Annotated in this window: 20 protein-coding genes and 1 pseudogene; 11 read left to right on the forward strand and 10 right to left on the reverse strand. The window is 71.2% G+C overall.

Translation table 11 applies throughout. The features are described 5' to 3' along the window. Positions 1-115: 115 nt before the first annotated feature. The gene (locus ABZW17_RS38190) at positions 116-820 is read right to left on the reverse strand and encodes an SDR family oxidoreductase (protein ID WP_354825158.1); all 705 of its coding nucleotides are present in this window, start codon (positions 818-820) and stop codon (positions 116-118) included. 101 nt (positions 821-921) lie between these two features. Between ABZW17_RS38190 and ABZW17_RS38195 the strand changes: the two genes are divergently transcribed. Together ABZW17_RS38195 and ABZW17_RS38200 are read left to right on the forward strand one after the other, a co-directional pair. Continuing rightward, complete coding sequence (locus ABZW17_RS38195) at positions 922-1,407, forward strand: helix-turn-helix domain-containing protein (protein WP_354825161.1); 486 nt, start codon at positions 922-924, stop codon at positions 1,405-1,407. Positions 1,408-1,522: 115 nt separating this feature from the next. Next, positions 1,523-2,077 (forward strand): snapalysin family zinc-dependent metalloprotease, encoded by a 555-nt coding sequence (locus ABZW17_RS38200; protein WP_354825164.1) that lies wholly within the window; start codon positions 1,523-1,525, stop codon positions 2,075-2,077. A 1-nt stretch (position 2,078) separates the two neighbouring features. Here ABZW17_RS38200 and ABZW17_RS38205 read toward each other — a convergent pair whose 3' ends face one another. From ABZW17_RS38205 to ABZW17_RS38220, 4 genes are read right to left on the reverse strand one after another with little or no spacing between them, the layout of a single operon-like run. After that, on the reverse strand, positions 2,079-2,750 hold the full coding sequence (locus ABZW17_RS38205) for a GntR family transcriptional regulator (RefSeq protein ID WP_354825167.1): 672 nt from the start codon (positions 2,748-2,750) through the stop codon (positions 2,079-2,081). Next, positions 2,747-3,718: an alpha/beta fold hydrolase gene (locus ABZW17_RS38210; protein WP_354825170.1), complete on the reverse strand. Its 972-nt coding sequence runs from the start codon at positions 3,716-3,718 to the stop codon at positions 2,747-2,749. Before ABZW17_RS38210 ends, ABZW17_RS38205 begins: the two co-directional genes overlap by 4 nt. After that, on the reverse strand, positions 3,718-5,997 hold the full coding sequence (locus ABZW17_RS38215; RefSeq protein WP_354825172.1) for a glycoside hydrolase N-terminal domain-containing protein: 2,280 nt from the start codon (positions 5,995-5,997) through the stop codon (positions 3,718-3,720). Before ABZW17_RS38215 ends, ABZW17_RS38210 begins: the two co-directional genes overlap by 1 nt. Continuing rightward, positions 5,997-7,973 carry a CBM35 domain-containing protein gene (locus ABZW17_RS38220; protein WP_354825175.1) on the reverse strand — a complete coding sequence of 659 codons (1,977 nt, stop codon included), beginning with the start codon at positions 7,971-7,973 and terminating at the stop codon, positions 5,997-5,999. Before ABZW17_RS38220 ends, ABZW17_RS38215 begins: the two co-directional genes overlap by 1 nt. 131 nt (positions 7,974-8,104) lie before the next feature. On the opposite strand from ABZW17_RS38220, the gene ABZW17_RS38225 reads away from it, so the two are divergent. After that, the gene (locus ABZW17_RS38225; RefSeq protein ID WP_354825178.1) at positions 8,105-9,259 is read left to right on the forward strand and encodes an AAA family ATPase; all 1,155 of its coding nucleotides are present in this window, start codon (positions 8,105-8,107) and stop codon (positions 9,257-9,259) included. Positions 9,260-9,391: 132 nt separating this feature from the next. Here ABZW17_RS38225 and ABZW17_RS38230 read toward each other — a convergent pair whose 3' ends face one another. After that, positions 9,392-10,396: a LacI family DNA-binding transcriptional regulator gene (locus ABZW17_RS38230; protein WP_354825181.1), complete on the reverse strand. Its 1,005-nt coding sequence runs from the start codon at positions 10,394-10,396 to the stop codon at positions 9,392-9,394. Between the two features lie 155 nt (positions 10,397-10,551). On the opposite strand from ABZW17_RS38230, the gene ABZW17_RS38235 reads away from it, so the two are divergent. The 7 genes from ABZW17_RS38235 to ABZW17_RS38265 all read left to right on the forward strand — a co-directional run bounded on the left by ABZW17_RS38235 (position 10,552) and on the right by ABZW17_RS38265 (position 20,583). Next, positions 10,552-11,628 (forward strand): ABC transporter substrate-binding protein, encoded by a 1,077-nt coding sequence (locus tag ABZW17_RS38235; RefSeq protein ID WP_354825184.1) that lies wholly within the window; start codon positions 10,552-10,554, stop codon positions 11,626-11,628. After that, on the forward strand, positions 11,628-13,196 hold the full coding sequence (locus ABZW17_RS38240) for a sugar ABC transporter ATP-binding protein (RefSeq protein WP_354825188.1): 1,569 nt from the start codon (positions 11,628-11,630) through the stop codon (positions 13,194-13,196). The genes ABZW17_RS38235 and ABZW17_RS38240 overlap by 1 nt, the downstream gene beginning before the upstream one ends. Then, positions 13,177-14,127, forward strand: a complete 951-nt coding sequence (locus tag ABZW17_RS38245) for an ABC transporter permease (protein WP_354825191.1) — start codon at positions 13,177-13,179, stop codon at positions 14,125-14,127. The genes ABZW17_RS38240 and ABZW17_RS38245 overlap by 20 nt, the downstream gene beginning before the upstream one ends. Beyond that, positions 14,124-15,098, forward strand: a complete 975-nt coding sequence (locus tag ABZW17_RS38250) for an ABC transporter permease (RefSeq protein WP_354825194.1) — start codon at positions 14,124-14,126, stop codon at positions 15,096-15,098. Before ABZW17_RS38245 ends, ABZW17_RS38250 begins: the two co-directional genes overlap by 4 nt. Positions 15,099-15,126: 28 nt before the next feature. Then, positions 15,127-17,598, forward strand: coding sequence for a LamG-like jellyroll fold domain-containing protein (locus ABZW17_RS38255; protein ID WP_354825197.1), 2,472 nt, complete (start codon positions 15,127-15,129; stop codon positions 17,596-17,598). Positions 17,599-17,752: 154 nt separating this feature from the next. Beyond that, complete coding sequence (locus tag ABZW17_RS38260; RefSeq protein WP_354825200.1) at positions 17,753-20,065, forward strand: hypothetical protein; 2,313 nt, start codon at positions 17,753-17,755, stop codon at positions 20,063-20,065. Between the two features lie 110 nt (positions 20,066-20,175). Further along, on the forward strand, positions 20,176-20,583 hold the full coding sequence (locus ABZW17_RS38265; protein ID WP_354825204.1) for a carboxymuconolactone decarboxylase family protein: 408 nt from the start codon (positions 20,176-20,178) through the stop codon (positions 20,581-20,583). A 6-nt stretch (positions 20,584-20,589) separates the two neighbouring features. Here the strand turns inward: ABZW17_RS38265 and ABZW17_RS38270 are convergent, their stop codons facing one another. The 4 genes from ABZW17_RS38270 to ABZW17_RS38285 all read right to left on the reverse strand — a co-directional run bounded on the left by ABZW17_RS38270 (position 20,590) and on the right by ABZW17_RS38285 (position 24,181). Next, on the reverse strand, positions 20,590-21,012 hold the full coding sequence (locus ABZW17_RS38270; RefSeq protein WP_354825207.1) for a PGPGW domain-containing protein: 423 nt from the start codon (positions 21,010-21,012) through the stop codon (positions 20,590-20,592). Beyond that, a complete protein-coding gene (locus tag ABZW17_RS38275; RefSeq protein WP_354825210.1) occupies positions 20,979-22,406 on the reverse strand; it encodes a serine hydrolase domain-containing protein in 1,428 nt (475 codons plus the stop codon). Before ABZW17_RS38275 ends, ABZW17_RS38270 begins: the two co-directional genes overlap by 34 nt. A gap of 108 nt (positions 22,407-22,514) precedes the next feature. Continuing rightward, complete coding sequence (locus tag ABZW17_RS38280) at positions 22,515-23,099, reverse strand: CE1759 family FMN reductase (RefSeq protein ID WP_354825213.1); 585 nt, start codon at positions 23,097-23,099, stop codon at positions 22,515-22,517. Continuing rightward, the gene (locus ABZW17_RS38285; RefSeq protein WP_354825216.1) at positions 23,096-24,181 is read right to left on the reverse strand and encodes an LLM class flavin-dependent oxidoreductase; all 1,086 of its coding nucleotides are present in this window, start codon (positions 24,179-24,181) and stop codon (positions 23,096-23,098) included. Before ABZW17_RS38285 ends, ABZW17_RS38280 begins: the two co-directional genes overlap by 4 nt. Before the next feature lie 107 nt (positions 24,182-24,288). On the opposite strand from ABZW17_RS38285, the pseudogene ABZW17_RS38290 reads away from it, so the two are divergent. Further along, a pseudogene (locus tag ABZW17_RS38290) lies at positions 24,289-24,984 on the forward strand (hypothetical protein); the annotation flags it as partial.

Here is a 24,984-nt window from a genome sequence, read left to right on the forward strand (position 1 = left end):
ACCTTCGCCCCAGCGGTTTCTCGTCCGACCCATTCCCGCTTCGACGCGTTCCGCCACCCGGCTATTCATACGCCCGCGGCGGGCACCCCCGTATTCCGGGGGTCGGAAAACGCCTTCAGGAAACGAGCGCCGGGTAGAGCCCGGCGAGATCACCGGCGAGCCCGGCCCGCACGTTCCGGCTGAGGTCGTCGGCGAGCACCTCGAAGCGGCCCTGTTCGACGCCGTCCAGCGCCAGCCCCGCGACCAGCGCCGGGTCGATCTTCGGCCCCTGGACGTCCTTGGCCATGTCGGTGTCCATGTACCCCACGTGCAGCGCGGTCACCTGCGTCTTCTGCGGCGCGAGTTCCAGGCGCAGCGCGTTGGTCAGCGACCAGGCCGCCGCCTTCGCCGCGGAGTACGCCGCGACCCGCGGGGCGGTGAACCAGGAAAGCACCGACAGGACGTTGAGCACCGCGCCGCCGCCGTTGCGCTCGAGAACCGGCGCGAACGCGCGGGTCACGGCCAGCGTGCCGAAGTAGTGCGTGTCCATCTCCAGCCGGATGTCCTCGATGGACCCGCCGAGCAGTGACGCCCCGGTCGACGAGCCGGCGTTGTTCACCAGCAGCGTGACGTCGCCCGCGACGGCGGTCGCCTCGCGGATCGACTCCGGGTCGGTCACGTCCAGCCGCAGCGGGACGACCCCCGGCAGGTCGATCGACTCCGGATTCCGCGCGGCGGCGTAGACCTTGGCCGCGCCGCGCTCGACCAGTTCCGCGGCGAACTTCCGGCCCAGACCCCGGTTGGCTCCGGTGACCAGCGCGACCGCACCCGTGATGTCCATGGCGAACTCCTCTCGCACCTGGCTTGCTCGTTGCAAGCTAGCTACGGACGACAGTACGGCGTAAACTTGCTCCAAGCAAGTCAGGTCGAAGGGATCACACGATGAGCCGTCGCATCACCTGGGCGGACGCCGCCTGCCCGATCGCCCGCGCCGCCGACGTCCTCGGCGAGCCGTGGACGCTGCTGATCCTGCGCAACGCCACCGCGGGCACCACCCGGTTCGAGGACTTCCGCGCCCAGCTCGGCATCGCCGACAACGTGCTGACGACCCGGCTGGCCAAGCTCGTCGACCGCGGCCTGCTGACGAAGCTCCCCTACCGCGACGGCGGCCGCACCCGCCACGAGTACCGCCTGACGCAGGCCGGCTCGGACGCGCTGCCGGTGCTGCACGCCCTCGGCACGTGGGGGCACACCCACACCACCTCGGAAGCCGGGCCGACGACGCTGGTCCACACCCGCTGCGGGCAGCCCACCCGGCCGGGCGCGAAGTGCGACAGCTGCGGAAAACCGCTGGTCACGGCCGATCTGGCGTGGCGCGGCTCCTGGCTCGGCGAGGACGACATCCCACTGGCCGATCCGGTCGGCTGAGCCGAACGGCCCCAAGCCGGTACGAAAGTCGGGTCACAAACGCCGGGCGATTCCGTAAGTTCGAAACCCAGCGCGCGCAGACCCGGTAAATTCCCCACGGCAAGGAGTCGTCCCGATGTCCAGGAAGTACCTGCTGTCCACCGGCGCTGTCGCCCTGGCGATGATCGCGACCCCGCTGACGGCCGGCCCGGCCTTCGCGGCCCCGGAAGCGGCCACGATCGTCTACTACGACACCTCGGACGCCCCCAGCTTCCGCGACGTGATCAACGCGGGCGCGGCCAACTGGAACGCGGCGGTGTCGAACGTCAAGCTCCAGGAAAGCTCCTCGGGCGCGTCGCTGCACTACACCGAGGGCAACGACCCGCAGGGGTCCTACGCCCAGACCGACGGCCACGGCAGCGGCACGATCTTCATCGACTACACCCAGGCCCAGCAGTACAACCAGACCCGCATCGCGGCCCACGAAACGGGCCACGCGCTGGGCCTGCCGGACCACTACGAAGGCCCCTGCTCGGAACTGATGTCCGGCGGTGGCCCCGGCCCGTCCTGCACCAACGCCAACCCGAACGCCACCGAGGCGTCGCAGGTGGAATCCCTGTGGGCCAACGGCTTCACCGGCGCCCGCAAGGCCGCCACCCGCGTCTACGAAGTGACCATGCCGGTCAGGTAGGTCAGAGCCGGTCGAGCAGACGGTCGCGGGCCACTTCGAGGTGGCCGGTCATCGCCTGGCGGGCGCCCGCCGGGCTGCCCGCGATCAGGGCGTCCACGATCACCCGGTGTTCCGTGATCGTCTGCTCGCCGAACGGCTGGTTGTAGTTCAGGCGGAAGAAGTGCAGGTGGCAGTGGGTGCGGGCGAACGCCTGCTCGACCGCCGCATTGCCGGCCAGGCGCAGGATCAGCTCGTGCAGCCGCTGGTCGTGCGCGGTCAACGCCTTGTAGTCGCGGTACGCGTCCTCCGCCGGCGCTGCCGGGCAGGTCGCCAGCTCCGCCTGCAGCAGCGCCACGTTCGCGTCCGACATCGCCGCCGCCGCCAGCGCCGCGGACGGCGGCTCCAGCAGCAGGCGCAGCGCGTACATGTCGTCGACTTCCTTGCGGCTCAGCAGTTCCGTGACGCGGTAGCCGCGCAGCGGGAGCCGGCTGACGAGCTCCTCGGACTCCAGCCGCGCCAGCGCCTCGCGCACCGGCGTGCCGGAGACGCCGAGCTCGCGGGCGATCTCGTCGATGTTCATCCGCGCGCCCGGGGCGATGCCGTCGTTCATGATCAGCGCCCGGATCTGCTCGTGGACGCCGTCGGCGAGCACCTGCCGGCTCGGCAGGGCCTCGAGGCGCCGTCCGCCTGTCATCGGTCCCCTCTCGACTCTCCTCCCCAGGCTACTGCGCCGAACGCTTCGAGCACCGCACGCAGGTCGTCCTCCCCGCCGGCTTCGTGGCCGCCGTAGTCCCAAACCGCGATCTCCTTCGGCCCGCGGTAGGCGTGGTAGGCGCCGAAGACCGTCGACGGCGGCACGATGCCGTCCATCAGCCCCACGGAAAACCACGCGGGCACGTCCGCGCGGCCCGCGAAGCCGACCCCGTCGAAATAGGACAGCACGTCGAAGACGCGTTCGGCCCGGGTCCGGTGCATGGCCAGGTAGCCGGTCAGTTCCGTGTACGGCCGCTCCCCGGCGACCAGGCTCGCGCGCCGGAAGTCGCAGAGGAACGGGGCCTGGGCGTGCAGGGCCACGACGTCCGGGACCAGCGCCGCGGCCGCCAGCGCGATGCCGCCGCCCTGGCTGTTGCCGGTGACGGCCACCCGGGCCGGATCCACCGGGCCGAGCGCTCGCACGGCGTCGACCGCGCGGGCCGCGTCGGTGAAGATCCGCCGGTAGACGTAGGTTTCGCGGCTCTCGATCCCGCGCGTGAGGTGGCCGGGGTGGGCCGGTCCGCTGCCGGCCGGGTCCGGCGTCACGCCACCCTGGCCGCGCACGTCGACCTGCAGGTGCGCATAGCCCGCCGCCGCCCAGTGCAGCTGCTCGAGCTCGCTGCCGCGGCTGCCGCCGTAGCCGTGGAACTGCACGACCGCCGGCAGCGGCCCCTCGGCACGCCGGGGCAGCTTCAGCCAGGCGCGGACCGGGTGGCCGCCGAAGCCCGCGAAGGTGACGTCGAAGACGTCGATCACCTGCAACGGCGTCTCGACCGGGGTCAGGCGCACACCGATGTCGTGCGCCCGTGCTTCCGCCAGTGTCGACGTCCAGAAGGCGTCGAAATCGGCGGGTGCCGTGTAGTCGCTGCGGTACTCCCACAACGCGTCACGGCCGAGGTCGGTCAGCATCACAGTCCTTTCAGGACGGTCGATTCGCCGGTGTCCAGCCGGAGTTCCGTGGCAGCGCAGCGGAACCGGACGTGAACGGGCTCGCGGGGATCGCCGCTGGTCCGCTTCACCCGGACGGTGTCCGGCTCGCCGTCGCGCCACACCAGGTCGACGGTGACGCCGCCGCGGCAGCGCAGGCCACGGAGTTCGCCGTCCGGCCAGGCCGCGGGCAGCGCCGGGAGCAGCACGATGGTGCCGGACTGGCTCTGCACCAGCAGTTCCGCGATCCCGGCCGGGAAGCCGAGGTTGCCGTCGATCTGGAACGGCGGGTGCGTGCTGAACAGGTTGGGCAGCAGCCCGCCCCACTCGGAGCCGTCGACCGGGGCGTCGCGGTGGCGGTCGCCGGTGACGGGCCGGGTGGCCTCTCGCAGGAGCGAGCGCGCGGTCTCGCCGTCGCCGAGGCGGGCCCGCAGGGCGATCTTCCACGCCCACGACCAGCCCATCGCCCCCGGGCCACGCCGGTCGAGGGTCCGCTCGGCCGCGGCGGCGAGCCCGCCCGGCGTCGACAATCCGATCTCGCCGAGCGGGTGGACCGCGACCAGGGGCGAGAGGTGCCGGTGGAGCGGGTCCTCCTCGGGGAGGTCCTCGGCCCACTCCCCCAGCCGGCCGTCCGGCAGGACGGGCAGCGGCCGCAGCCGGGGCAGCGCGGCCGCGATTTCGGCGCACAGCGGGTCGTCGACGCCGAGCGCGGCCGCCGCGGCCAGGCTGCGCCCGAACACCGCCCGGATCAGCGAGGCGTCCATTGTGGACGAATATGTCAGCGACTCCTTCGTCCCCGTTCCGGAGCGGAAGAGGTTCTCCGGTGACGTCGACGGGCACGTGTCGAGGTGGCCGTCCCGCTCGACCAGCCAGTCCAGGCAGAACTCGGCGCAGCCGCGCAGCAGCGGCCAGGCCGTCGACGCGAGAAAGGCGTGGTCGCGCGTGAAGTCGTAGTGCTCCCACGCGTGCTGGACCAGCCACGCGCCGCCCATCGGCCAGATCGCCCACGACGGGTTGCCGTGCCCCATCCCGACCGGCAGCGCCCAGCCCCACGGGTCGGTGTTGTGGTGGGTGACCCAGCCGCGGGCGCCGTACAGCTCGCGCGCCACGTCGGCGCCGGTCACCGCGAGCTTGCCGAGCAGGTCGAACAGCGGCCGGTGGCATTCGCCGAGCCCGGTCGGCTCGGCGGCCCAGTAGTTCATCTGCGTGTTGATGTTGAGCGTGTAGTTCGACGACCAGGCCGGGCGCGGGTCGTCGTTCCAGATGCCCTGCAGGTTCGCCGGGGGCGCGCCGGGCCGGGACGCGCTCGCCAGCAGGTACCGGCCGTACTGGAAGAGCACGGTCGCCGTCAGCTGTTCGTCGTCACCGGACAGCAGCTCGGCGACGTCGTGGGTGCCGCCGCGGCGGCCGCCGATCCGGAGCCGGCACGCGCCGAGCAGCGGCCGCAGGTCGGCCTCGTGCCCTCGCCGGAGGGCGTCGGCGCCGGCCGCGACGGCCTGTTCGGCCAGGTCCGCCGCACGTCGGTGGTGTTCGGCGCGGGTGCGCGGCCGGGCGCCGGTCCAGGCGTCGTGCGCGCTGGTCGAACTGGCCAGCACGACCAGGGTCCGCGTGCGGTCGCGGGCCACCCGGACGGCGACCGCGCCGAACGGGTCGTAACCGGCCGTGGTCCCGTACCGCAGCGGCTGCTCGACCTGCGGCTCGTGCCGCGGCGCGCCGTCGACCGGGATCTCGATGCCCAGGTCCAGGCCGTCCCAGCACACCTCCCGCAGCGGTGTCGTTATGTCGACACCGACGTCGGTCGACGTCACCGAGACGCAGAGGACCTGCGCGGGCCGGCTCACCCACGTGGTCCGTTCGACGTCGTGGCCGTCGATGGTGAGCCGCTCGGTGACGACGCCGTTGTCGAGGTCGAGCGTGTGGCCGTGCGAGACGCCTTCGGGCAGCGTCAGCCAGAGGTCCACGTACGGCAGGAATTCCTGGCTGTACGGGCCCTCGAACGCCATCAGGAGGTCTTCGGCCCGCCGGAAGTCCTTGGCGAACACCGCCTCCCGCACCTCGGCGAGCCGGTCCGGCCCGGCGTCGATGCCGGCGAGCGCGGCGGCCGGGCCGCCCGGGGTGCCGGACCAGACCGTGGCGTCGTTGACCTGGACCCGGGTCCGGCCGGCGCCGCCGAAGACCATCGCGCCGAGGCGGCCGTTGCCGACCGGCAGCGCCTCGGTCCAGTCGCGCGCCGGACGCGGCCAGGAGAGCAGCAGGTCCATCAGACGGTGATCTTGTCGACGTCGTAGACGTAGCCCGCCTGGTTGCCGATCTGGATCGTGTTGGCCCCGGCCTGCAGGTACACCGGGATCGTGACCGCCTGCGGGGTGTTCCAGTCGTCGTCGTTGCTGCCGGCGACCGGCAGCGGGAACGACGTCCCGTTGACCGTGACGATCCCGGTCCGGCTCGAATCGCCGTCCACATAGGACAGCTGCAGCAGGTACGTGCCCGCCTTGGCCGTCGTCACCGTGGGCAGCACGACGTAGCCGCTGCCGCCGAGGTAGCCGACCTTCTTGCCGCCCGAGCAGGCGCAGTCGTAGACCGTCGCACCGCCCTGCGGGCTGCCGTTTTCGGCTTCGTACGTCCTGGGGCCACCGGCCGCGGAGGTCGTCAGGCCGATCTTCCGGCTGGGCGCGGACGGCCTGCCGGACCGCTGGTTCGCCACCACGGTGAAGTCGTACGACGTCGACGGCTCGAGGCCGGTGACCGTGGCGGCACTGCCGTTCACGCTGGTGACTTTGCGCCCGTTCGCGTAGACGTCGTAGCTCTGCGCGCCCTTCGAGGCGTCCCAGGCCAGGGCGATGCTGGTGCCGGTGGCCGCGGTGCCGTGCACGACGGCGGGCGCGGCGAGCGCGGTGCGGTCGCGCGGGGTGACCTTGAACAGCCGCGAGCCGTGCACCGGCAGGTCCGCGGTCGTGTCGCGGACGTCGTCGTGCGCCCAGAGGTCGCGGATCCGCACCGGGCCGGTGATGCCGAGCTGCGCGAGGTCCGCGGTCACCCGGGCGGGCACCGCGGCGAGGTTGAACAGGGCCACCGTGTAGCTGCCGTCGGCGTTGCGGTTGTACCAGACCTGCTGGTCGGTCGTCCGGCTCACCGGCTTGGCCGGGATGCCGGCCTGGTCGACCGCGATGACCTCGTCGTTGGTCAGCAGCTTGACGCCGTAGTCGTCGAGCCGGGTGAGGTCGTCGCCGAGGTAGAGCGGCGCGGCTTCGATCGCCCACAGCGTCATGTAACTCTGACGCTCGGCTTCGGTGAGCCCGTCCATCTTGCCGCTGCCGACGTCGAGGGAGTCGAGGTTGTTCCAGTGACCGGGGCCCGCGTCGGGGATCCACTGCACGACGTCGTTCCAGCGCTGCTTGACCGAGGCGTTCCAGGTCACGAGGGTGTCGCAGTAGCACTCGACGTCGGTGTCGACGCGCCAGCCGTTCGTGTTGGCCTTCCAGACGTCGGCCTGGCGGTGGCTCAGCGCCCAGGAGACGACGAACTCCATCGGGCGGCCGGTTTTGGCGATCGCCTTGTGCCACGCTTCGACGTCGGCGGTGTTGGTGTGGTTCTCGCCGCCCTTGAAGGAGCCGGGGCCGACGCCGTCGAGCTTGAGGAAGTCGACGCCCCAGCCGGCCAGCAGCCGCGCCACGGAGTCCACATAGGACTGGGCGCACGGGTTCGCGAAGTCGATCTTGTAGGCGGAGTCCCAGCCGTTGGTCCTGCGCAGGTCGGGGTAGACGAGGTCCCGGGTGTGGCAGTCCGCGGTGCCCGCGATGGGCGAGTCGCCGTCGTGGTACGCCTTGAGGTCGAGGCCGACGGCCAGGTAGGAGCCGAGCTTGAGGCCCTTGCGGTGGACGTAGTCGGCCACGTACTTCATGCCGTCGGGGAACGTCACCGGGTTGACCACCGGGCGGGCGTATTCATCGAATGAATTCGCCCAGCCGGCGTCGATGTTGACGTAGGTGTAGCCGTGCGCCTTGAACTTCGCGGCGAGCACGTCGGCCTGCTGGAGGACGTGCTGCTCGGTGAGCCAGCTGGCCGTGCCGGTCGGGTTGACGCCGGGGTAGTTGGTCGACTCGAGGCTCCAGCTGCTCCAGCCCAGGTACGGTTTCTGCGCTATGAGCTGGGGTTCTTCCGCCACCGCCGCCGGCGCGGTGAGCAGACCCGCGACCACCGCGAGCCCGGCGAGGACACCGAGAGCCCGTGCTGCCATGACCACTCCTTCGAGGTCCAGACAAACCGTGGATCCTATAGGATCTGTGATCCTGACTGGTTCGACTCGGGAGTGTCAACGACTTGGACCGGACAAAGATCGGACGAATTTGCGGCGACTAGGTTCTGGCCATGCTCACCACGCTGGCTGTCGAGAACTATCGCTCGCTGCGCGACCTGGTGTTGCCGCTGTCCGGGCTGACCGTCGTCACCGGGCCGAACGGAAGCGGCAAGTCGAGCCTGTACCGGGCGCTGCGGCTGCTGGCGGACGCGTCGCGCAACGGCGCCGTGGCCGCCCTGGCACGCGAGGGCGGACTGCCGTCGACCCTGTGGGCCGGCCCGGAGAACGGCGTGCGGCGCGGGACGACGCGGGTTCAGGGCAAGGTGCACACGAAGGCCGTCGGGCTGCGGCTCGGTTTCGCGGGTGACGAGTTCGGCTACGCGCTCGACCTGGGGTTGCCGGTGCCGACGGCGACGCTGTTCAACCTCGACCCGGAGTTCAAGCGGGAAGCGGTGTGGTCGGGGCCGTACCTGCGGCCCTCGGCGTTGCTCGCGGACCGGGCGGGGCCGTCGGTGCGCACGCGCGTTTCGTCCGGGGCGTGGGGCGAAGACCGGTTCAAGATCCGCCCGATGGACAGCATGCTGAGCGAGTTCGCGGACCCGCGGGCGTGCCCGGAACTGCTGGTGCTGCGCGAACGCATCCGGTCGTGGCGGTTCTACGACCACTTCCGCACGGACGCCGACGCCCCGGCCCGCCGGTCCCGCATCGGCACCCGCACCCCGGTGCTGTCCCACGACGGCGCCGACCTGGCGGCGGCCCTGCAGACGATCATCGAGGTGGGCCGGGCCGCGGAGCTCGCGGAAGTGCTCGACGCGGCGTTCCCGGGTTCGACGTTGGACGTGCGCTCCCAGGACAGCCTGCTGTCGGTGGAGTTGCGCCAGCACGGCCTGCTGCGGCCGTTGTCGGCGGCGGAGCTGTCGGACGGCACGCTGCGCTTCCTGCTGTGGGTGGCGGCCCTGCTGACCCCGCGCCCGCCGGAGCTGCTGGTCCTGAACGAGCCGGAGACGAGCCTCCACCCGGACCTCCTCCCGGCCCTGGCGACCCTGATCGCGACGGCGGCGAAGGAGACCCAGCTGGTGGTGGTCTCCCACGCCCAGCCCCTGATCCACGCCCTCGCGGCCGTGGCGGACGTGGGCACGATCGAGCTGGAAAAGGAGTACGGCGAGACGAAAGTCGCCGGCCAGGGCCGCCTCGACCGTCCCTCCTGGCACTGGCCCACCCGCTGATCCGTACCCAGAGGGTCGGTTCACGTACCCCCACGGTCGGCTCGCGTACCCAGAGGGTCGGCTCACCAACCGACCGTCCAGGTACGCGAACCGACTGGCTGGGTACGCGAGCCGACCGGCTGGGTACGGGAGTCAGCGGCCGCGGGTGCTTTCGCGGATCTCCAGGGCGAACGGGGTCTGGATGTCCTGGGGCGGGGACGTCGTGTCGCCGGTGATGCGGCGGTGGACGAGGTCCACCGCCGCCTCGGCCAGCGCCGTCTTGTCCGGGGCGATCGTGGTCAGGGACGGGAGGGAGAATGCGCTCTCTTCGTTGTTGTCGAACCCCACGATCGCCACGTCCTGCGGGACCCGCAGGCCCAGCTCGGCCACCGCGCGCAGCGCGCCGATGGCCAGCAGGTCGTTGAAGCAGAACACCGCGTCCGGCGGCGACGGCAGGGCCAGCAACGACTTCATCGCCGCCGCACCCACCGATCGGTGCCACTTCTCCGCCGGGGCCACCAAAGCGTCCGAATAGGACAAACCGGCCGAAGCCAGGGCTGCGCGGTAGCCGGCCAGCCGCTGGGACGACGTCCCGCGGGAGAGGTTCCGCCCGATCGCCGCGATCCGCGTGCGCCCCAGCGAGGCCAGGTGGGACACCGCCGTGCGCGCCGCCAGGACGTTGTCGATCGCCACGTGGTCGATCGGCACGTCGACCGCGTGCTCACCCAGCATGACCAGCGGGATCCCGCCCGGCTCGGCCGGGAAGTCCGCCGCCTCCAGGGCTTCCGGGTGCACCAGGGCCCCGTCGACCAGGTGCGGCCCCAGCGACGACAACGTCTCCCGCTCCCGCGACCGCGTCCCCTGCGTCTGTTCGATCAGGACGCTCCAGCCGCGCTTCTGCGCCGCCGTGATGACCAGCCCGGCCAGCTCGCCGAAGTACGGGATCGACAGCTCCGGCACCATCAGCGCCAGGAAGCCGGTGCGGCCGCGGCGGAGGTTGCGGGCCCCGACGTTCGGCCGGTACCCGGTCGCCGCCAGGGCCTCCTCGACGCGCCGGCGGTTTTCCGGCTTGACGAAGGCGTAGCCGTTCACGACGTTCGACACCGTCTTCACCGACACTCCGGCGAGCGTGGCGACGTCCTTGAGCGTGACGGTCACGGGCGGTCCCTTCAGAGAGTGAGCACGAAGTGTAGCGAGCCGCTGCCGGTTTACAACGTTGTTCCAACGATGTAAAAAGTACCTCAAGGCTCCCGCGGTGAGGCAAGCATCACCCCGGTGAGCGGGCCACCAACGACGCTGCCCGAGGAGTCGCCGTGCTCTTGTCCTCCCGTCCCCGACTGGTCCTGGTCACCGCGGCCGCCGCCGCGCTGACCCTCACGTCCTGCACGAGCAGGGAAGAAACCCCCGCCGCCCCGTCGAGCGGCGGCGGGCCGGCCGCCAGCGCCCAGTCGGCCGCGCCGTCCGCCGACGGCTGCACCCTCACCAAGACCGGTTACCCCAAGGTCGACCTCAAGACGGCGGTGGTGGGTTTCTCCCAGTCCGAAAAGGAGGCCAACCCCTTCCGGATCGCCGAGACGCAGTCCATTCGCGACGAAGCCGCCAAGCTCGGCATCGCGCAGGACAAGCTGCTCGTCACCAACGCCCAGAGCGACCTGAACCGCCAGATCAGCGACATCAAGTCGATGCTCGACCGCGGCGCCCAGCTGCTGGTCGTCGCGCCGCTGAACTCCGACGGCCTCCAGCCCGCGCTCGACGCGGCGAAGGCCAAGAAGGTCCCGGTCGTCACCATCGACCGCAAGGTGACGTCCCAGGCGTGCACCGACTACCTGACCTTCATCGGCTCCAACTTCGTCGAGCAGGGCAAGCGCGCCGCCCAGGCGATGGCGAAGGCGACCGGCGGCACCGGCAAGGTCGTCATCCTGCTCGGCTCGTCCGGCAACAACGTGACCACCGACCGCACCCAGGGCTTCAAGGACGAGCTCGCCAAGACGCCCGGCCTGTCCGTGGTCGCCGAGCAGACCGGCGAGTTCGACCGCTCCAAGGGCCAGTCGGTGATGGAGCAGCTGATCCAGAGCCACCCCGACGTCACCGCGGTCTACGCCGAGAACGACGAGATGGGCGTCGGCGCGGTCAACGCGCTCAAGACGGCCGGCAAGACGCCGGGCAAGGACGTCAAGGTCGTCTCCATCGACGGCACCCGCAACGCCGTGCAGCTCATCGCCGACGGCAGCTACAACGCCGTCATCGAGTCCAACCCGCGCTTCGGCCCGCTGGCCTTCCAGACGCTGCAGAAGTTCGAGAACGGCGAGGCCATCCCGGCGAGCATCGTGATCAGCGACGACCAGTACGACGAGTCCAACGCGGCCCAGAAGGTCGGGAACGCGTACTGATGACGGCCGCCACCGAGGAGGACGTCGCCATGACGACCGCACCGGTGCTCGAGGTGGCCGGGGTGACCAAGCGGTTCCCCGGCACCCTCGCGCTCGACGACGTCGGCTTCGCGCTGCGGCCGGGCGAGGTGCACGCGCTGGTCGGCGAGAACGGCGCGGGCAAGTCCACGCTGATCAAGGTGCTCACCGGCGTCTACCAGCCCGACGAGGGCGAGGTCCGCCACCTCGGCGCGCCGGTGACGTTCAAGCGGCCGATCGACGCGCAGCGCGCCGGGATCTCCACGATCTACCAGGAGGTCAACCTCGTCCCGCTGATGAGCATCGCCGGCAACGTCTTCCTCGGCCGCGAGCCGCGCACCCGCGCGGGTCTCGTCGACTGGTCGAAGATGTACGCCGACGCCCGCGAGCTGCTCAAGGGCTACGGCATCACCGACGACGTCAAGCGGCCGCTGCACACCCTCGGTGTCGGCGCGCAGCAGATGGTCGCGCTCGCCCGCGCGGTCTCGACCGACGCGAAGGTCGTCATCATGGACGAGCCGACGTCGTCGCTCGAGCCGCGCGAGGTCGAGACGCTCTTCGAGGTGCTGAACCGGCTGCACGCCGAGGGCATCGCGATCGTCTACGTCAGCCACCGGATGGACGAGCTGTACCGGGTCTGCGACAGCGTCACCGTGCTGCGCGACGGCCGCGTCGTCCACAGTGGACCGTTGAAGGACCTGCCGCGGATCGAGCTGGTGTCCAAGATGCTCGGCCGGGAGATCAAGCAGATCCGCGAGGAAGGCGTCACGGCGTTCGGCGAGGAACACGACGTCGAGCGCGAACCGCTGCTCAAGGCCGAGAACCTGTCCGGCATGCGAAGGCTGCACGACGTCTCGGTGAGCATCCGGCCCGGCGAGGTCGTCGGCCTCGCCGGCCTGCTCGGCTCCGGCCGCAGCGAGACCGCGCGGGCCATCGTCGGTGCGTTCCCGCTCGACGGCGGAAGCGTGCTGCTGGCCGGGAAACCGCTCAAGAAGGGCAGAATCAAGGCCGCCATGCGGGCCGGGATCGCGCTGCTGGCCGAGGACCGCAAGACCGACGGGATCATCCCCAACCTGTCGGTCCGCGAAAACATCGTCCTCGCCGCGCTGCCGACGCTCTCGCCGTTCGGCCTGGTCAGCAAGGCCAAGCAGGACAAGATCGTCAAGATCTTCATGGACCGCCTGCGGATCAAGGCCGCGAGCCCGGAACAGAAGGTGTCGGAGCTCTCCGGCGGCAACCAGCAGAAGGTGCTGCTCGCCCGCTGGCTCGCCACCGGCCCGAAGATCCTGCTGCTCGACGAGCCGACGCGCGGCATCGACGTCGGCGCCAAGGCCGAAGTCCAGGCGCTGATCGACGAACTCGCGCAGGAAGGGCTCGGCGTGCTGCTCATCTCGTCCGAACTGGAGGAACTGATCGACGGGTCCGACCGCGTGGTCGTCCTGCGCGACGGCTCGGTCGTCGGCGAGCTGACCGGCGACCGCATCACCGAGGAGAACGTCCTGACGGCGATCGCAGCGGAGGGTGACAACGATGTCCACCGCCACCCTTGAGCGCGCGAAGGTCACCGCGTGGCTGCAGAACTACGGCGTCTACCTGGCCGTCGTCGTGCTGCTGCTGTTCAACGTGGTGTTCACCGCCAACTTCCTGTCCGCGGCCAACTTCCGCACCCAGCTGGTGCAGGCGGCGCCGGTCTGCATCGTCGCGCTCGGCATGGCGCTGGTGATCGGCACCGAGGGCATCGACCTGTCGGTCGGTTCGGTGATGTCGATCGCCGCCGCGCTCATCCCGCTCTACCTGGGCGCCGGGCCCTTGATGGCGATCATCGTCGCCGTCATCGCCGGCGTGCTCTCCGGCCTGTTCAGCGGGTACCTGGTGGCGTACCTGGGGATCCAGCCGATCATCGCGACCCTCGCGCTGCTGGTCGGCGGGCGGGGACTCGCCCTGGTGATCGCCCACGGCCAGCTCGTCCAGCTGCGCAACCAGGACTTCCTGGAGCTGGGCACCGGTGACCTGCTCGGCGTCCCGATCATGGTGATCGTCGCGGGCGTGCTGGCGGTGCTGACCGGGCTGGTCGTCCAGCGCACGACGTTCGGGCGGCACCTGGTCGCGGTCGGCGGCAACCGCGCCGCGAGCACCCTGGCCGGCCTGCCGGTGAAGCGCGTGCTCATCAGCGTCTACGTGATTTCCGGGGCGCTGGCGGCGATCGCCGGCGTGCTGGCGACGTCGCGGCTGGCCGCGAGCGACCCGAGCGACGTCGGCCTGCTCATGGAGCTGTCCGCGATCACCGCGGTCGTCGTCGGCGGCACGCCGCTGACCGGCGGCCGGGTCCGCGTGCTCGGCACCGTGTTCGGCGCCCTGCTCATGCAGCTCGTCCAGGCGACCCTGATCAAGCACAACCTGCCGGACTCCACCGCGCAGATGGTCCAGGCGGCCATCATCGTCGTCGCGGTCTACGTCGCGCGCGAGCGGAGCAGCCGATGACCGCCGTCCAGACCACCGCCCGCAACGCCGCGTTCGCCGGCGTGCTGCAGCGCCAGGGCGCGGCCGTCGTGCTCGTGCTCGGCATCTTCGCGTCGTGGTTCGCCTTCCCGCACTTCGGCACCGCGGACAACCTGCGCAGCCTCGTGCTGCAGGGCTCGTTCCTCGCGGTGATCGCGCTGGGCATGACGTTCGTGATCATCTCCGGCGGCATCGACCTGTCGGTCGGGTCGAACTACGCGCTCGGCGGCGTCCTCGCCGCCTGGGGCGCGCAGTACGGCCTGGTCGTCGCGATCCTGTTGCCGCTGGCCGTGTGTTCGCTGATCGGCTTCGTCAACGGCCTGCTCATCGCCCGCACCGGGATGGCGCCGTTCATCGTGACGCTCGCGTCGCTCTTGTTCGCCCGCGGACTCCTGCTGGCGCTGACGTCCGAAGGCGCGACGACGTACAAAGTGGACCCGGGCTCGGCGTTCCTCTGGCTCGGCCAGGGCACGATCTTCGGCGTCGGCGTCCCGGTGTACCTCACGCTCGTGCTGTTCGCGCTCGGCGGGCTCCTCCTGCGCCGCACGCGGTTCGGCCAGTCCGTGTTCGCCATCGGCGGTGCCGAGCAGTCCGCGCTGCTGATGGGCCTCCCGGTGGCCCGCACCAAGATCAGCCTCTACACGCTGAGCGGCGGCTTGGCCGGGTTCGCCGGCGTCCTCACCGCCGCGTACCTGCAGTCCGGCGTCACGGTGATCGGCGTCGGCACCGAACTGGACGCGATCTCGGTCGTCGTCATCGGCGGCACGCTGCTCACCGGCGGCGCCGGGACGATCATCGGCACCCTCGTCGGCGTGCTGCTGCGCACGCTGATCCAGAACGTCATCAACCAGATCGGCACCCTCGACTCCAACTACCAGACCGTGGTGAGCGGGGCCTTCCTGCTCGTCGTCGTGGTGATCCAGCGCCTGCTCGCGCGCTCCCGTACCCGCTGAACCCTGTCCCCTACCAGGAGGTTCAACGATGTTCCGCCCCGCCCGACTGGCTGCCGTGCTGGCACTGGTCCTCACCGGCCTCGCGGTCCCCGCCGCGCACGCCGAGTCCCCACCGCAGTGGCAGCGGCTCACCCCGCCGCTGTCCACGCCGTGGACCAAGGACGTCTCCCCCACCAACGCGCTGCCGGACTACCCGAGACCGCAGCTGACCCGCGACAAGTGGCAGAACCTCAACGGCGTCTGGGAGTTCGCCAAGGCGACCCCGGGTGAGGCCGCGCCGGTCGGCAAGACACTGGGAGAGCGCATTCTCGTGCCCTACCCGGTCGAGTCCGCGCTGTCCGGGATCATGCGCCACGAAACGAACATGTGGTACCGGCGCACCTTCGAGGTGCCGAAGAACTGGCAGGTCGGCAAGGGCGGGCAGCGGCTGCTGCTGCACTTCCAGGCCGTCGACTACGACAGCACGGTGATCGTCAACGGCAGGACCGTCGGCCGCCACACCGGCGGCTACGACGCCTGGTCCGTGGACGTCACCGACGCGCTCACCACGGGCAGGACCCAGGAGGTCGTGGTCGGGGTCGCCGACCCGAACGACCAGGGCGGGCAGCCGATCGGCAAGCAGCGCCAACCCGGTGACGGCATCTTCTACACGCCGTCGTCGGGCATCTGGCAGACCGTCTGGATGGAACCGGTCGCGTCCGCGCGCATCGACCGCCTGGACGTCACGCCGGACCTCGGTTCGGTGACGGTGACCGCCGTCGTCGGCGGGCCGGTGAAGCAGCGCGTCGAAGCCGTCGCCTACGACCACGGCCGCCCGGTCGGGCGCGTGTCCGGCGACGCGAACAAGCCGTTGAAGCTCAAGGTGGACCGGCCGCACCTGTGGTCGCCGGACGACCCGTTCCTCTACGACCTGCGGGTGAAGCTCGTCCCGTCGGGCGACGAGGCCGGCTCGTACTTCGGGCTGCGCACGATCGGCCTCGGCAAGACCGCCGACGGCAAGCAGCGGATGCTGCTCAACGGCAAGTTCGTGATGCAGGTCGGCCCGCTCGACCAGGGTTTCTGGCCGGACGGCATCTACACCGCGCCCACCGACGCGGCCCTGAAGTTCGACCTCGAGCAGGAGAAGGCGCTCGGCTTCAACATGGTGCGCAAGCACATCAAGGTCGAGCCGGACCGCTGGTACTACTACGCCGACAAGCTCGGGCTCATGGTCTGGCAGGACATGCCGGCGATGAAGGACGACGTCGAGCCGTCCGCGGCCTCGCGCGTCAACTACGAGTCCGAAATGCACCGGATGATCGACCAGCACCGCAGCTTCCCGTCGATCGTCACGTGGGTGCCGTTCAACGAGGGCTGGGGCGACTACGAGGTCGGCCGGATCGCCGACGAGGTCAAGTCGTGGGATCCCTCCCGGCTGGTGAACGCCGAGTCCGGCGTCAACTGCTGCCGGTCCGAACCGGACAGCGGCAAGGGTGACATCTACGACGACCACACCTACACGGGCCCGGGCACGCCGGCGCAGAGCGGCACGCGCGCGGCGGTCGACGGCGAGTACGGCGGTCTCGGCCTGAAGGTCGACGGCCACCAGTTCGACCCGGCGGGCAGCTTCGCGTACGAAATGGAGCCCGACAGCGCGACGCTGACCCGGCGCTACGGCGAGCTGCAGCAGCGCCTGCTGCTGGTCGCCCAGAAGTGCGGCGTCTCGGCGGGTGTCTACACGCAGACCACCGACGTCGAGAAGGAGGTCAACGGCTTCTTCACCTACGACCGGCAGGTGAAGAAGATGGACTTCGCGGCGGTCCGCGCGGCGAACCTCGCGGTGATCAAGGGCGCCACCGGTGCCCCGGTGTCCGGCCCGTCCGTGCCCGCCGGCACGCCCGGGATCGACGGCATCGCCGCGTACCCGTTCGACGAAAACGCGGGCACGGTGGCGAAGGACGTCGCCGGCAGCCACGACGCCACGCTCGTCGGCGGCGCGTCCTGGACCGCGGGCAAGAGCGGTTCGGCGTTGGCGGTCAACGGTTCCGGCCAGTTCGCCGACACCGGCGCCGCCCTGCTGAACACCGAAGGCAGCTACAGCGCGGCGGCGTGGGTGAAGTTCAACGCCGTCGGCGACGGCTTCCAGACCGTGGTGAGCCAGGACGGCGACGACCACAGCGCGTTCTTCCTGCAGTACTCGGGCGCGGACCACCGGCTGGCGATGAGCTTCGTGGGCACGCGGGCCCTGGCGCCCACGGCGCCGGAAGCGAACCGCTGGTACCACGTGGTCGGCGTCCGCGACGCCGCGGCGGGAACGCTCAAGCTCTACGTGGACGGCCAGCCGGCCGCGACGAAGAGCGTGTGCCTCGGCGAGGCGTCCACCGGGCACACGGTGATCGGCCGCGGCAAGTACGGCGGCGGCCCGGTCGACTTCCTGAACGGGGCGGTCGACCAGGTCCACGTCTACGACCGGGCATTGTCCGATTCGGACGTGAATGCCCTGTTCACCAGCGGTAAGTAAGCGAGGCAACCGGTAACGCCCCCTGTGCGTGTGCGATAGCGGTATGGCCGTACTCCACGGCCATCGGGTGCACACGCACAGGGGGTGAGCCGTTTTGGGCTCCGGAAGATCCAAGCTGCCCGCGAGAGCGGGCGTTCTCACACTCGTCACGGCCGTGGTCGCGACCGGCACCGCGGTCCTCACCGCGGCCCCGGCCGCGGCGGAATCGAGCACCGAGATCACGGCCGCTTCGTGGGCCTACGTCGACTCGGCGGCACCGAAGGCCAGCTTCGTCGACCAGGCCGGGAACGCGCCGGTCGGCGCGCACACCTACGCCGGCGGCACGAACCACGTGTCCAAGTCCTACGTCACCTTCGACCTCTCGGCGCTGCGCGGGAACCGCTTGCGGTCGGCGTACGTCAGCACGGGCGAAACCGCCGTCACCGACTGTTCCACCACACGCTCGACGGAGCTCTGGCTGACCGCTCCGGCGAAGAAGCCGACGTGGAACACCCAGCCGGCCGAGCTGCTCAAGGTCAACGGCCCGTTCCTCGACTCGTCGTGCCCGTCGGACCGGCTGACCTGGACGGCCACCGCGGCGATCCAGAACGCGCTCGACGCCGGGCGCACGACGGCGTCGTTCGTCCTGCGGCTGCCGGACAACCAGCTGAACGACCCGCAGTTCGGCCGCGAGTACGACCCGAAGGCGAAGCTCTTCCTCGACTACGACAAGCCGCCGGCCAAGCCGACCGGGCTGAAGGTCACCTACCAGGCGTGCACGGCGAAGCCGCTCGTGGTGCCCCGGCAGGTGGTGCTGGGCGTCGACGTCACGGACCCCGACGACGCCTACCCCGGTACGGAGTTCGCGTTCTGGCCCGTCGACCACCCCGACCAGCGCACGACCCTGCCCGGCGCCGCCCTCACGTGGGTCGAGATCACCTCGCGCGTCAGCGAAGGTGTCACCTACGCCTGGCAGGCGCGGGGCAAGGACGACAGCGGTCTCTTCGGACCGTGGAGCGCGACCTGCAAGTTCACCACGGACTTCACCCCGCCCGCGGCGGCGCCGGTGATCACGTCCCCCGACTACCACGCCGAAGCGCCGCCCGGATCCGGCGGCACCGGCATCCCGGGGACGTTCGTCTTCGACGCCAAGGGTGACACGGACGTCGTCGGCTTCAAGTGGGACGGCGGCTACGCGGCGGCCGACCGCCGCGGCGGCAAGGCGACCGTGCGGTACGCGCCGGATCGGAACGGTCCGGTGAGCCTCAGCGCGACGGCCGTCGACGCGGCGGGCAACCAGGGGCCGACCGCCTCCTACCGGTACTGGGTCGCGGACAACCAGCCCCTCGTGACCTGCACGCCGTTCGACGCCTACGTCGGCACCGAGCGGACGTGCGTGTTCGCGCCGGGCAGCAGCACCCCGGTCACCGAGTACGTCTACCACCTGTCCGGCCAGGACGACCGCATCGTGGCGGCCGGGCCGGACGGTAAGGCGACCGTGACCGTCACGCCGGCCGATCCGGAGCAGTACACGATCCAGGTGTCCGTCCGGTCCCGGCTCGCGACGGGGTACCTGACCGCGGCGACCGACGAGCAGATGCTGAGCGAAGCGGGCGAGCCCGAGGTCGAGACGCTCACCGCGAACCCCGTCCAGGGCCTGCCGCTGCAGTTCCGGGTGCACGCCACGCTGCCCGGCTCGGTGACGGCGACCTACCGCCTCGAGTCGGGCGACCCGGTCACCGTGCCGCTCGAGGCGGACGGCACCGCGACCATCACGGTCACGCCGACGACGTCGTCGTGGAACTCGCTGTACGTGTACACGAGCCTCGCCTCGGGCGTCCGCTCCGGCTGGGGCCAGGGCAGCGCCATGGTCGCGTCGAACAAGCCGAAGGTGACGAGCGCGGAGTACCCGGAGGGCCAGACCAGCGGCGCGGTGGGCACGCCCGGCACGTTCGTGTTCTCGTCGCCGGTCCCGGGCGCGGTCAGCTACACCTACCAGTTCGGCAGCGGACCGCAGACCACCGTCCCGGCCGGCCCGGACGGCACGGCGAGCGTGGTGTTCACCCCGACGCAGAGCTACACCAACAGCATCTGGGTGACGACGAAGCTCGCCGACGGCACGGTGTCCGAGCAGGGCGGTTACTACTTCTACGTGGCGTACTCCTCGCCGCGTCTGACGTGTGACGCGACCGGCTGGTCGGTGGCGCCGGGGCAGCACATCCAGTGCACCCTGTCGCCGGTCCAGGCGAACCTGGCGGCGTACGGCTACCAGGTGGACTCCGGCCCGGAGACGACGCTGGCCCCGGGTCCGGACGGCACGGCGACGTTCGGCTTCGACGTACCGGCGGACCGCCAGAGCGGCTCGTACGTCCAGCTGCGGGCGTGGAGCACGAACACGGCGGGCACGAAGTCGGACGAAGCAGGGACGAGCTTCTACGTGTACGTGAACTCGGGCGCTTCGGCCCGCGGCACGGCGCTGGCGGTCTGAGTCCCGGTGACGGCCACCGCGGCGGAGTGCCGTGGTGGCCGTCACGTTTGACCTGGAGCGCGCTCCAGCCCCTAGCGTCGGTTCCGGACGCACTGGGGAAAGGACCCGACATGACCGACGAACGCTTCGAACGTGGCCTGCAGACCCTGACCGGAATCGACAGCGACGGCGGCCGCGTGCTCGACAGCCTCGCCGACGTCTCGCCCGCGCTGGCCGAAGCGGTCGTCTCGTGGGGCTACGGCGACGTCTACGCCCGGCCCGGCCTGCCGCCGCGCGACCGCCAGCTCGTCACCCTGGGCATGCTCACCGCCCTCGGCGGGTGCGAGCCGCAGCTGGAGTGGCACGTCAACGCGTCGCTGAACGTCGGGCTGACGCCGGCGGAGATCGTCGAGGCGCTGCTGCACTCGGCTGTCTACTGTGGATTCCCGAAGGCGCTCAACGCGACCTTCGCGGCCAAGAAGGTCTTCGGTGAACGCGGGCTGCTCCCCGTCACGGCCGACGCGCCGGCGAGCTCCTGACGCGGCTCACCGGTCCGTCGGAGCCTTCGTCTTCCGGCGCGCCTTGACCCGCCGATAGCTCCAGATCAGCAGCGCGAACAGGATCACCGACGACAGGATCAGGCTCGACCCGGTGCTCCACCCGCTGAACGGCAGCGACTTCACCGTGCCCCACACGATCCCCGCCGCCAGCAGCGCCAGCCCGGCCAGCACCGAGCCGGCGATGCGCAACGGGGACGACACGCTGTCCTCGGCCGCCTTCATCGCGCGGTCGCGCACCGGGTCGACGTACCGCTCGAGCGCCGGGAACTCCGACGCCAGCAGCAGCAACCCGGCGAGCACCAGCAGCAGCCCGGGGCCGGGCAGGACGAGCAGCAGCACCCCGACCACCAGCAGGATGGCCCCGGCCACCGTGATCAGGATCCGCTTCGCCTGTTTGCCGAGACCCACCGGTCGTCTCCCCTCGTTTCGCCCGATTCTTCCTGGTGACGGCCTCGCGTGCCACTCACGAGGGCCCGCACCCTGGCCGCGGCCACGAGCAGCCCCGCCAGCGTGGCCACGCCGAGCGCGATCACGAGCCCCGGCCAGACGTGGAGCACCTGGGCGTAGGTACCCCGCCGTCCGGCGAATACCCACCCGAGCAGCTGCGGCAGGAACACCAGCGGGACGAGCGGCAGCAGCGGCGGCCCGATCCGCCACCACCGCGGTTTCCGCCCGGCTCGCCGGACGCCGAGGACCGCGAGCCCCACGGCGATCAGCGCCAGTGCCCCGAGCACCCGGTCGGCGATCACCCCGGCGGGCAGGGCGGGCTCCGGCGTGCCGCCCGCCAGCAGGCTCGCCAGGCCCTGGGCCAGCAGCTCGGCGTCGTTGTCCAGCGCCATCCCGGTGTTCGCGATCACGGCGACGCCGTACCCGCCGGGCAGCAGGACCTGCGCCGCGGTGTGGGAGAACCAGTCGCCGGTGTGCGAGACGCGGCCGTCCCGGACGGTCCAGCCCAGCGCGTAGTCACGGCCGGGGGCGGGCGTGTGGGCGAGCGCGGCGCTCGCCGGCGAAACGACGCCACCGCCGTTCCGCTGGGCGATCAGCCACTTCGCCAGGTCGTCCGCGGTGCTCAGCACGCCGTGGCTGCCGCCGGTGAACCAGTCCGGTTCGGACACCGGGACCTCGATCCCGAAGGCCCGGACGTACCCCTCGGTCCCGGCCGGCGGCGCGTCCACGGTGGCGCTGCCGGTCATGCCGAGCGGGACGAACAGCTTCGTCCTCAGGTACTCGGCGAACGGCTGCCCGGACACGACCTCGACGATCCGGGCGGCGACCTCGTAGTTCGGGTTGTGGTAGTGGAACTGCGCACCGGGCTCGCTCGCCAGCGGCGCGTCCGCCAGCCGGGTGACGGCCTCGGCGAGGGTGTGCGGCTGCGGCAGCTTCAGGTCGGGGAACGCCGAGTCGGCCATCCCGGACGTCTGGTCCAGCAGCATCCGGACGGTGATCCGGCCGCCGCGTGGATCGGCGAGCCGGAAGTCCGGCAGGTACCGCGTCACCGGCTCGTCGAGCCCGGCTCGCCCGGCCTCGACCAGCTGGAGCACGGCGAACGCGGTCATGGACTTGCCGAGCGACGCGATCGGCAGCCGGGTCGACGCGCCGATGGGCGCGCCCGCCGCGTCGTGGCCGTAGCCGGCGACGCGGACGACGTCGGAGCCGTGGGTGACGGCGACCGCCGCGCCGGGCAGGCCGGTGTGGTCGAGGTAGGCGCGGACGTAGCCGTCGATGTCCCGCGGGGCCGCCGCGCCCGCCGGGGTGGCGGTGGCGAGCAGCAGGGCCGCGAGCAGGAGGAAAAGCCTGGTCATGGGGGTGAAATTAGGGGGCGGACACCCGTGGCAGCCGCTGCCGGACGGCAGGCACCACCCCCTGCTTTCGGCAGGCTTCTCGACCGGCAGCCCGGGTTCGGCTACCCGCTACTGCGCCAGCAGCTGCTCGAACGGCACGAACGCCGGCTCCCCCGAAGGCGCAACTCGACCCTCGGCCGCCGAAGCCAGCTCCGCGCCGGCCTTCTCGATCCGCCGCTGCAACGCCCCCGAAGCCTCGCCACTGCCCCAGTCCGACGAAGCCGCGTACACGCCCGTGGCGACCGGATCCGCCTTCAGGTAACCGAACAACGGCCGCAGCTGGTAGTCGAGGACCAGCGAGTGCCGCTCGGTCCCACCCGTCGCGGCCAGCAGCACCGGCTTGCCCACCAGGGAATCCGTGTCGAGGACGTCGAAGAAGGACTTGAACAGCCCGCTGTAGCCGGCCGTGAACACCGGCGTCACCGCGATCAGCGCGTCCGCGCCGGTAACCGTCTCGATGGCCGCGCGCAGCTCCGGGCCCGGAAAGCCGGTCAGCAGGTTCTTCGTGATGTCCAGGGCGATGTCCCGCAGCTCCACCACGGACACCTCGACCGGTTCCCCGGCCGCGGCGGCGGTCGCCGCGGCCAGGCGGTCGGCCAGCAGGCGGGTCGACGAAGGCACCGACAGACCCGCCGTCACCACTGCGAGCTTCATACCGTCACCTCCGCCGAAGCCGCCTTGAGGGATTCGTGGGTCGGCGCGTCCGGCACGTGGGCCGGACGCATCGCGTCGAGTTCCTTGCGCAGCACCGGGACGACCTCCGAGCCGAGCAGGTCGAGCTGCTCCAGCACGGTCTTCAGCGGCAGGCCGGCGTGGTCCATCAGGAACAGCTGGCGCTGGTAGTCGCCGAAGTGCTCGCGGAAGGTCAGCGTCTTGTCGATGACCTCCTGCGGGCTGCCGACGGTCAGCGGCGTCTGGTCGGTGAGCTCCTCCAGCGACGGGCCGTGCCCGTACACCGGCGCGTTGTCGAAGTACGGCCGGAACTCGTTCCACGCGTCCTGCGACTTCGGCCGGATGAACGCCTGCCCGCCGAGGCCGACGATCGCCTGGTCGGCCGAGCCGTGGCCGTAGTGCTCGAACCGCTGCCGGTAGAACGAGATCAGCTGCTGGAAGTGCTCCTTCGGCCAGAAGATGTGGTTGGCGAAGAAGCCGTCGCCGTAGTAGGCGGCCTGCTCGGCGATCTCCGGGCTGCGGATCGAACCGTGCCAGACGAACGGCGGGACGCCGTCCAGCGGCCGCGGGGTGGACGTGAAGCCCTGCAGCGGCGTGCGGAACCTGCCCTCCCAGTCGACCACGTCCTCGCGCCACAACCGGCGCAGGAGGGCGTAGTTCTCGATGGCGAGCGGGATGCCCTGCCGGATGTCCTGGCCGAACCACGGGTAGACCGGGCCGGTGTTGCCGCGGCCCATCATCAGGTCGACGCGGCCGTCGGCGAGGTGCTGCAGCATCGCGAAGTCCTCGGCGATCTTCACCGGGTCGTTCGTGGTGATCAGCGTCGTCGACGTCGACAGGACGATCTTGGACGTCTGCGCCGCGATGTGCCCCAGCATCGTCGTCGGCGAGGACGGGACGAACGGCGGGTTGTGGTGCTCACCGGTCGCGAAGACGTCGAGGCCGACCTCTTCGGCCTTGAGGGCGATCCGGACCATCGCCTTGATCCGCTCGTGCTCCGTCGGCGTGCTGCCGTTCGTGGGATCGGTCGTGACGTCGCCCACCGTGAAGATTCCGAACTGCATGACCTGCTCCCTTCGCGAGCACCATCTTACATGCGCGTTCAACTACTTCCAAGCAAGAGATATTCCGGCCGTCAACACTCCGGAGGGCACCCAGTAAGGTCAGGGGCATGGACGCGGAGCTCGCTCGGCTGGGTCTGGCAGAACGTTCGGTACGACTTCTCTCGGGCCGGGACATCTGGGGCTCGATCACTCCCCTGCTCGCCCCGCGCCGGAACCTGGTGGCCGCCTTCGGCCACGTCGGTCCCGGCGCGGCTGCCTTGCTGCCACTGGAACCCGGCGACACCCTGATCACGGACGCGAGCCTGGACACCGTGCTGTCCGGGGCGACGAGCCCGCACGCCCTGCTGCACTGGGTGAAGGCCGGCGTGATCGTGCACTCGCTGCGCGGCCTGAACGCGAAGCTGGTGATCGCGGAGGACGACCCGTCGTTCGTGGTGGTCGGCTCGGCCGACGTCACCGCGGCCGGCCCGCGGCAGCTGTTCGAGGCGGTCACGCTGTCCCACGAGCGGCAGACCGTCGAGGAGGCCCAGGAGGCCTGGCTCGAGTGGTGCGACCTCGCGGGCCCGTCGCTGACCGCCGGTGACCTGGAGCCACTGCTGGAGCAGTACGGCGCCGGCAAGCCGGTCACCGCCCGCCCGGCCGCGGCCCGGCCCGCCGCCGCGCCCGCCCGGCCGGTGGTGACCAGCCGCCCGGCGACCCCGGTCCGGCCCGCGGCCGCGGCGCCGCCGCCCTCGCCGGTCCGGCCGGCTCCGAGATCGGCAGAGCGTCGGGGAGGGAAACAGGGTGGAGGTGCGTGTGTAGAT

The sequence above is a fragment of the Amycolatopsis sp. NPDC004625 genome (assembly GCF_040609695.1).
Classification (GTDB): domain Bacteria; phylum Actinomycetota; class Actinomycetes; order Mycobacteriales; family Pseudonocardiaceae; genus Amycolatopsis.

Coding starts and splice junctions, on each gene's coding strand:
- ABZW17_RS38245 (WP_354825191.1), top strand. CDS start 13,177: ATGTCCACCGCCACCCTTGAGCGCGCGAAGGTCACCGCGTGGCTGCAG.
- ABZW17_RS38255 (WP_354825197.1), top strand. CDS start 15,127: ATGTTCCGCCCCGCCCGACTGGCTGCCGTGCTGGCACTGGTCCTCACC.
- ABZW17_RS38215 (WP_354825172.1), bottom strand. CDS start 5,997: ATGGACCTGCTGCTCTCCTGGCCGCGTCCGGCGCGCGACTGGACCGAG.
- ABZW17_RS38280 (WP_354825213.1), bottom strand. CDS start 23,099: ATGAAGCTCGCAGTGGTGACGGCGGGTCTGTCGGTGCCTTCGTCGACC.
- ABZW17_RS38240 (WP_354825188.1), top strand. CDS start 11,628: ATGACGGCCGCCACCGAGGAGGACGTCGCCATGACGACCGCACCGGTG.
- ABZW17_RS38190 (WP_354825158.1), bottom strand. CDS start 820: ATGGACATCACGGGTGCGGTCGCGCTGGTCACCGGAGCCAACCGGGGT.
- ABZW17_RS38250 (WP_354825194.1), top strand. CDS start 14,124: ATGACCGCCGTCCAGACCACCGCCCGCAACGCCGCGTTCGCCGGCGTG.
- ABZW17_RS38210 (WP_354825170.1), bottom strand. CDS start 3,718: ATGCTGACCGACCTCGGCCGTGACGCGTTGTGGGAGTACCGCAGCGAC.
- ABZW17_RS38200 (WP_354825164.1), top strand. CDS start 1,523: ATGTCCAGGAAGTACCTGCTGTCCACCGGCGCTGTCGCCCTGGCGATG.
- ABZW17_RS38285 (WP_354825216.1), bottom strand. CDS start 24,181: ATGCAGTTCGGAATCTTCACGGTGGGCGACGTCACGACCGATCCCACG.
- ABZW17_RS38275 (WP_354825210.1), bottom strand. CDS start 22,406: ATGACCAGGCTTTTCCTCCTGCTCGCGGCCCTGCTGCTCGCCACCGCC.
- ABZW17_RS38265 (WP_354825204.1), top strand. CDS start 20,176: ATGACCGACGAACGCTTCGAACGTGGCCTGCAGACCCTGACCGGAATC.
- ABZW17_RS38205 (WP_354825167.1), bottom strand. CDS start 2,750: ATGACAGGCGGACGGCGCCTCGAGGCCCTGCCGAGCCGGCAGGTGCTC.
- ABZW17_RS38220 (WP_354825175.1), bottom strand. CDS start 7,973: ATGGCAGCACGGGCTCTCGGTGTCCTCGCCGGGCTCGCGGTGGTCGCG.
- ABZW17_RS38195 (WP_354825161.1), top strand. CDS start 922: ATGAGCCGTCGCATCACCTGGGCGGACGCCGCCTGCCCGATCGCCCGC.
- ABZW17_RS38225 (WP_354825178.1), top strand. CDS start 8,105: ATGCTCACCACGCTGGCTGTCGAGAACTATCGCTCGCTGCGCGACCTG.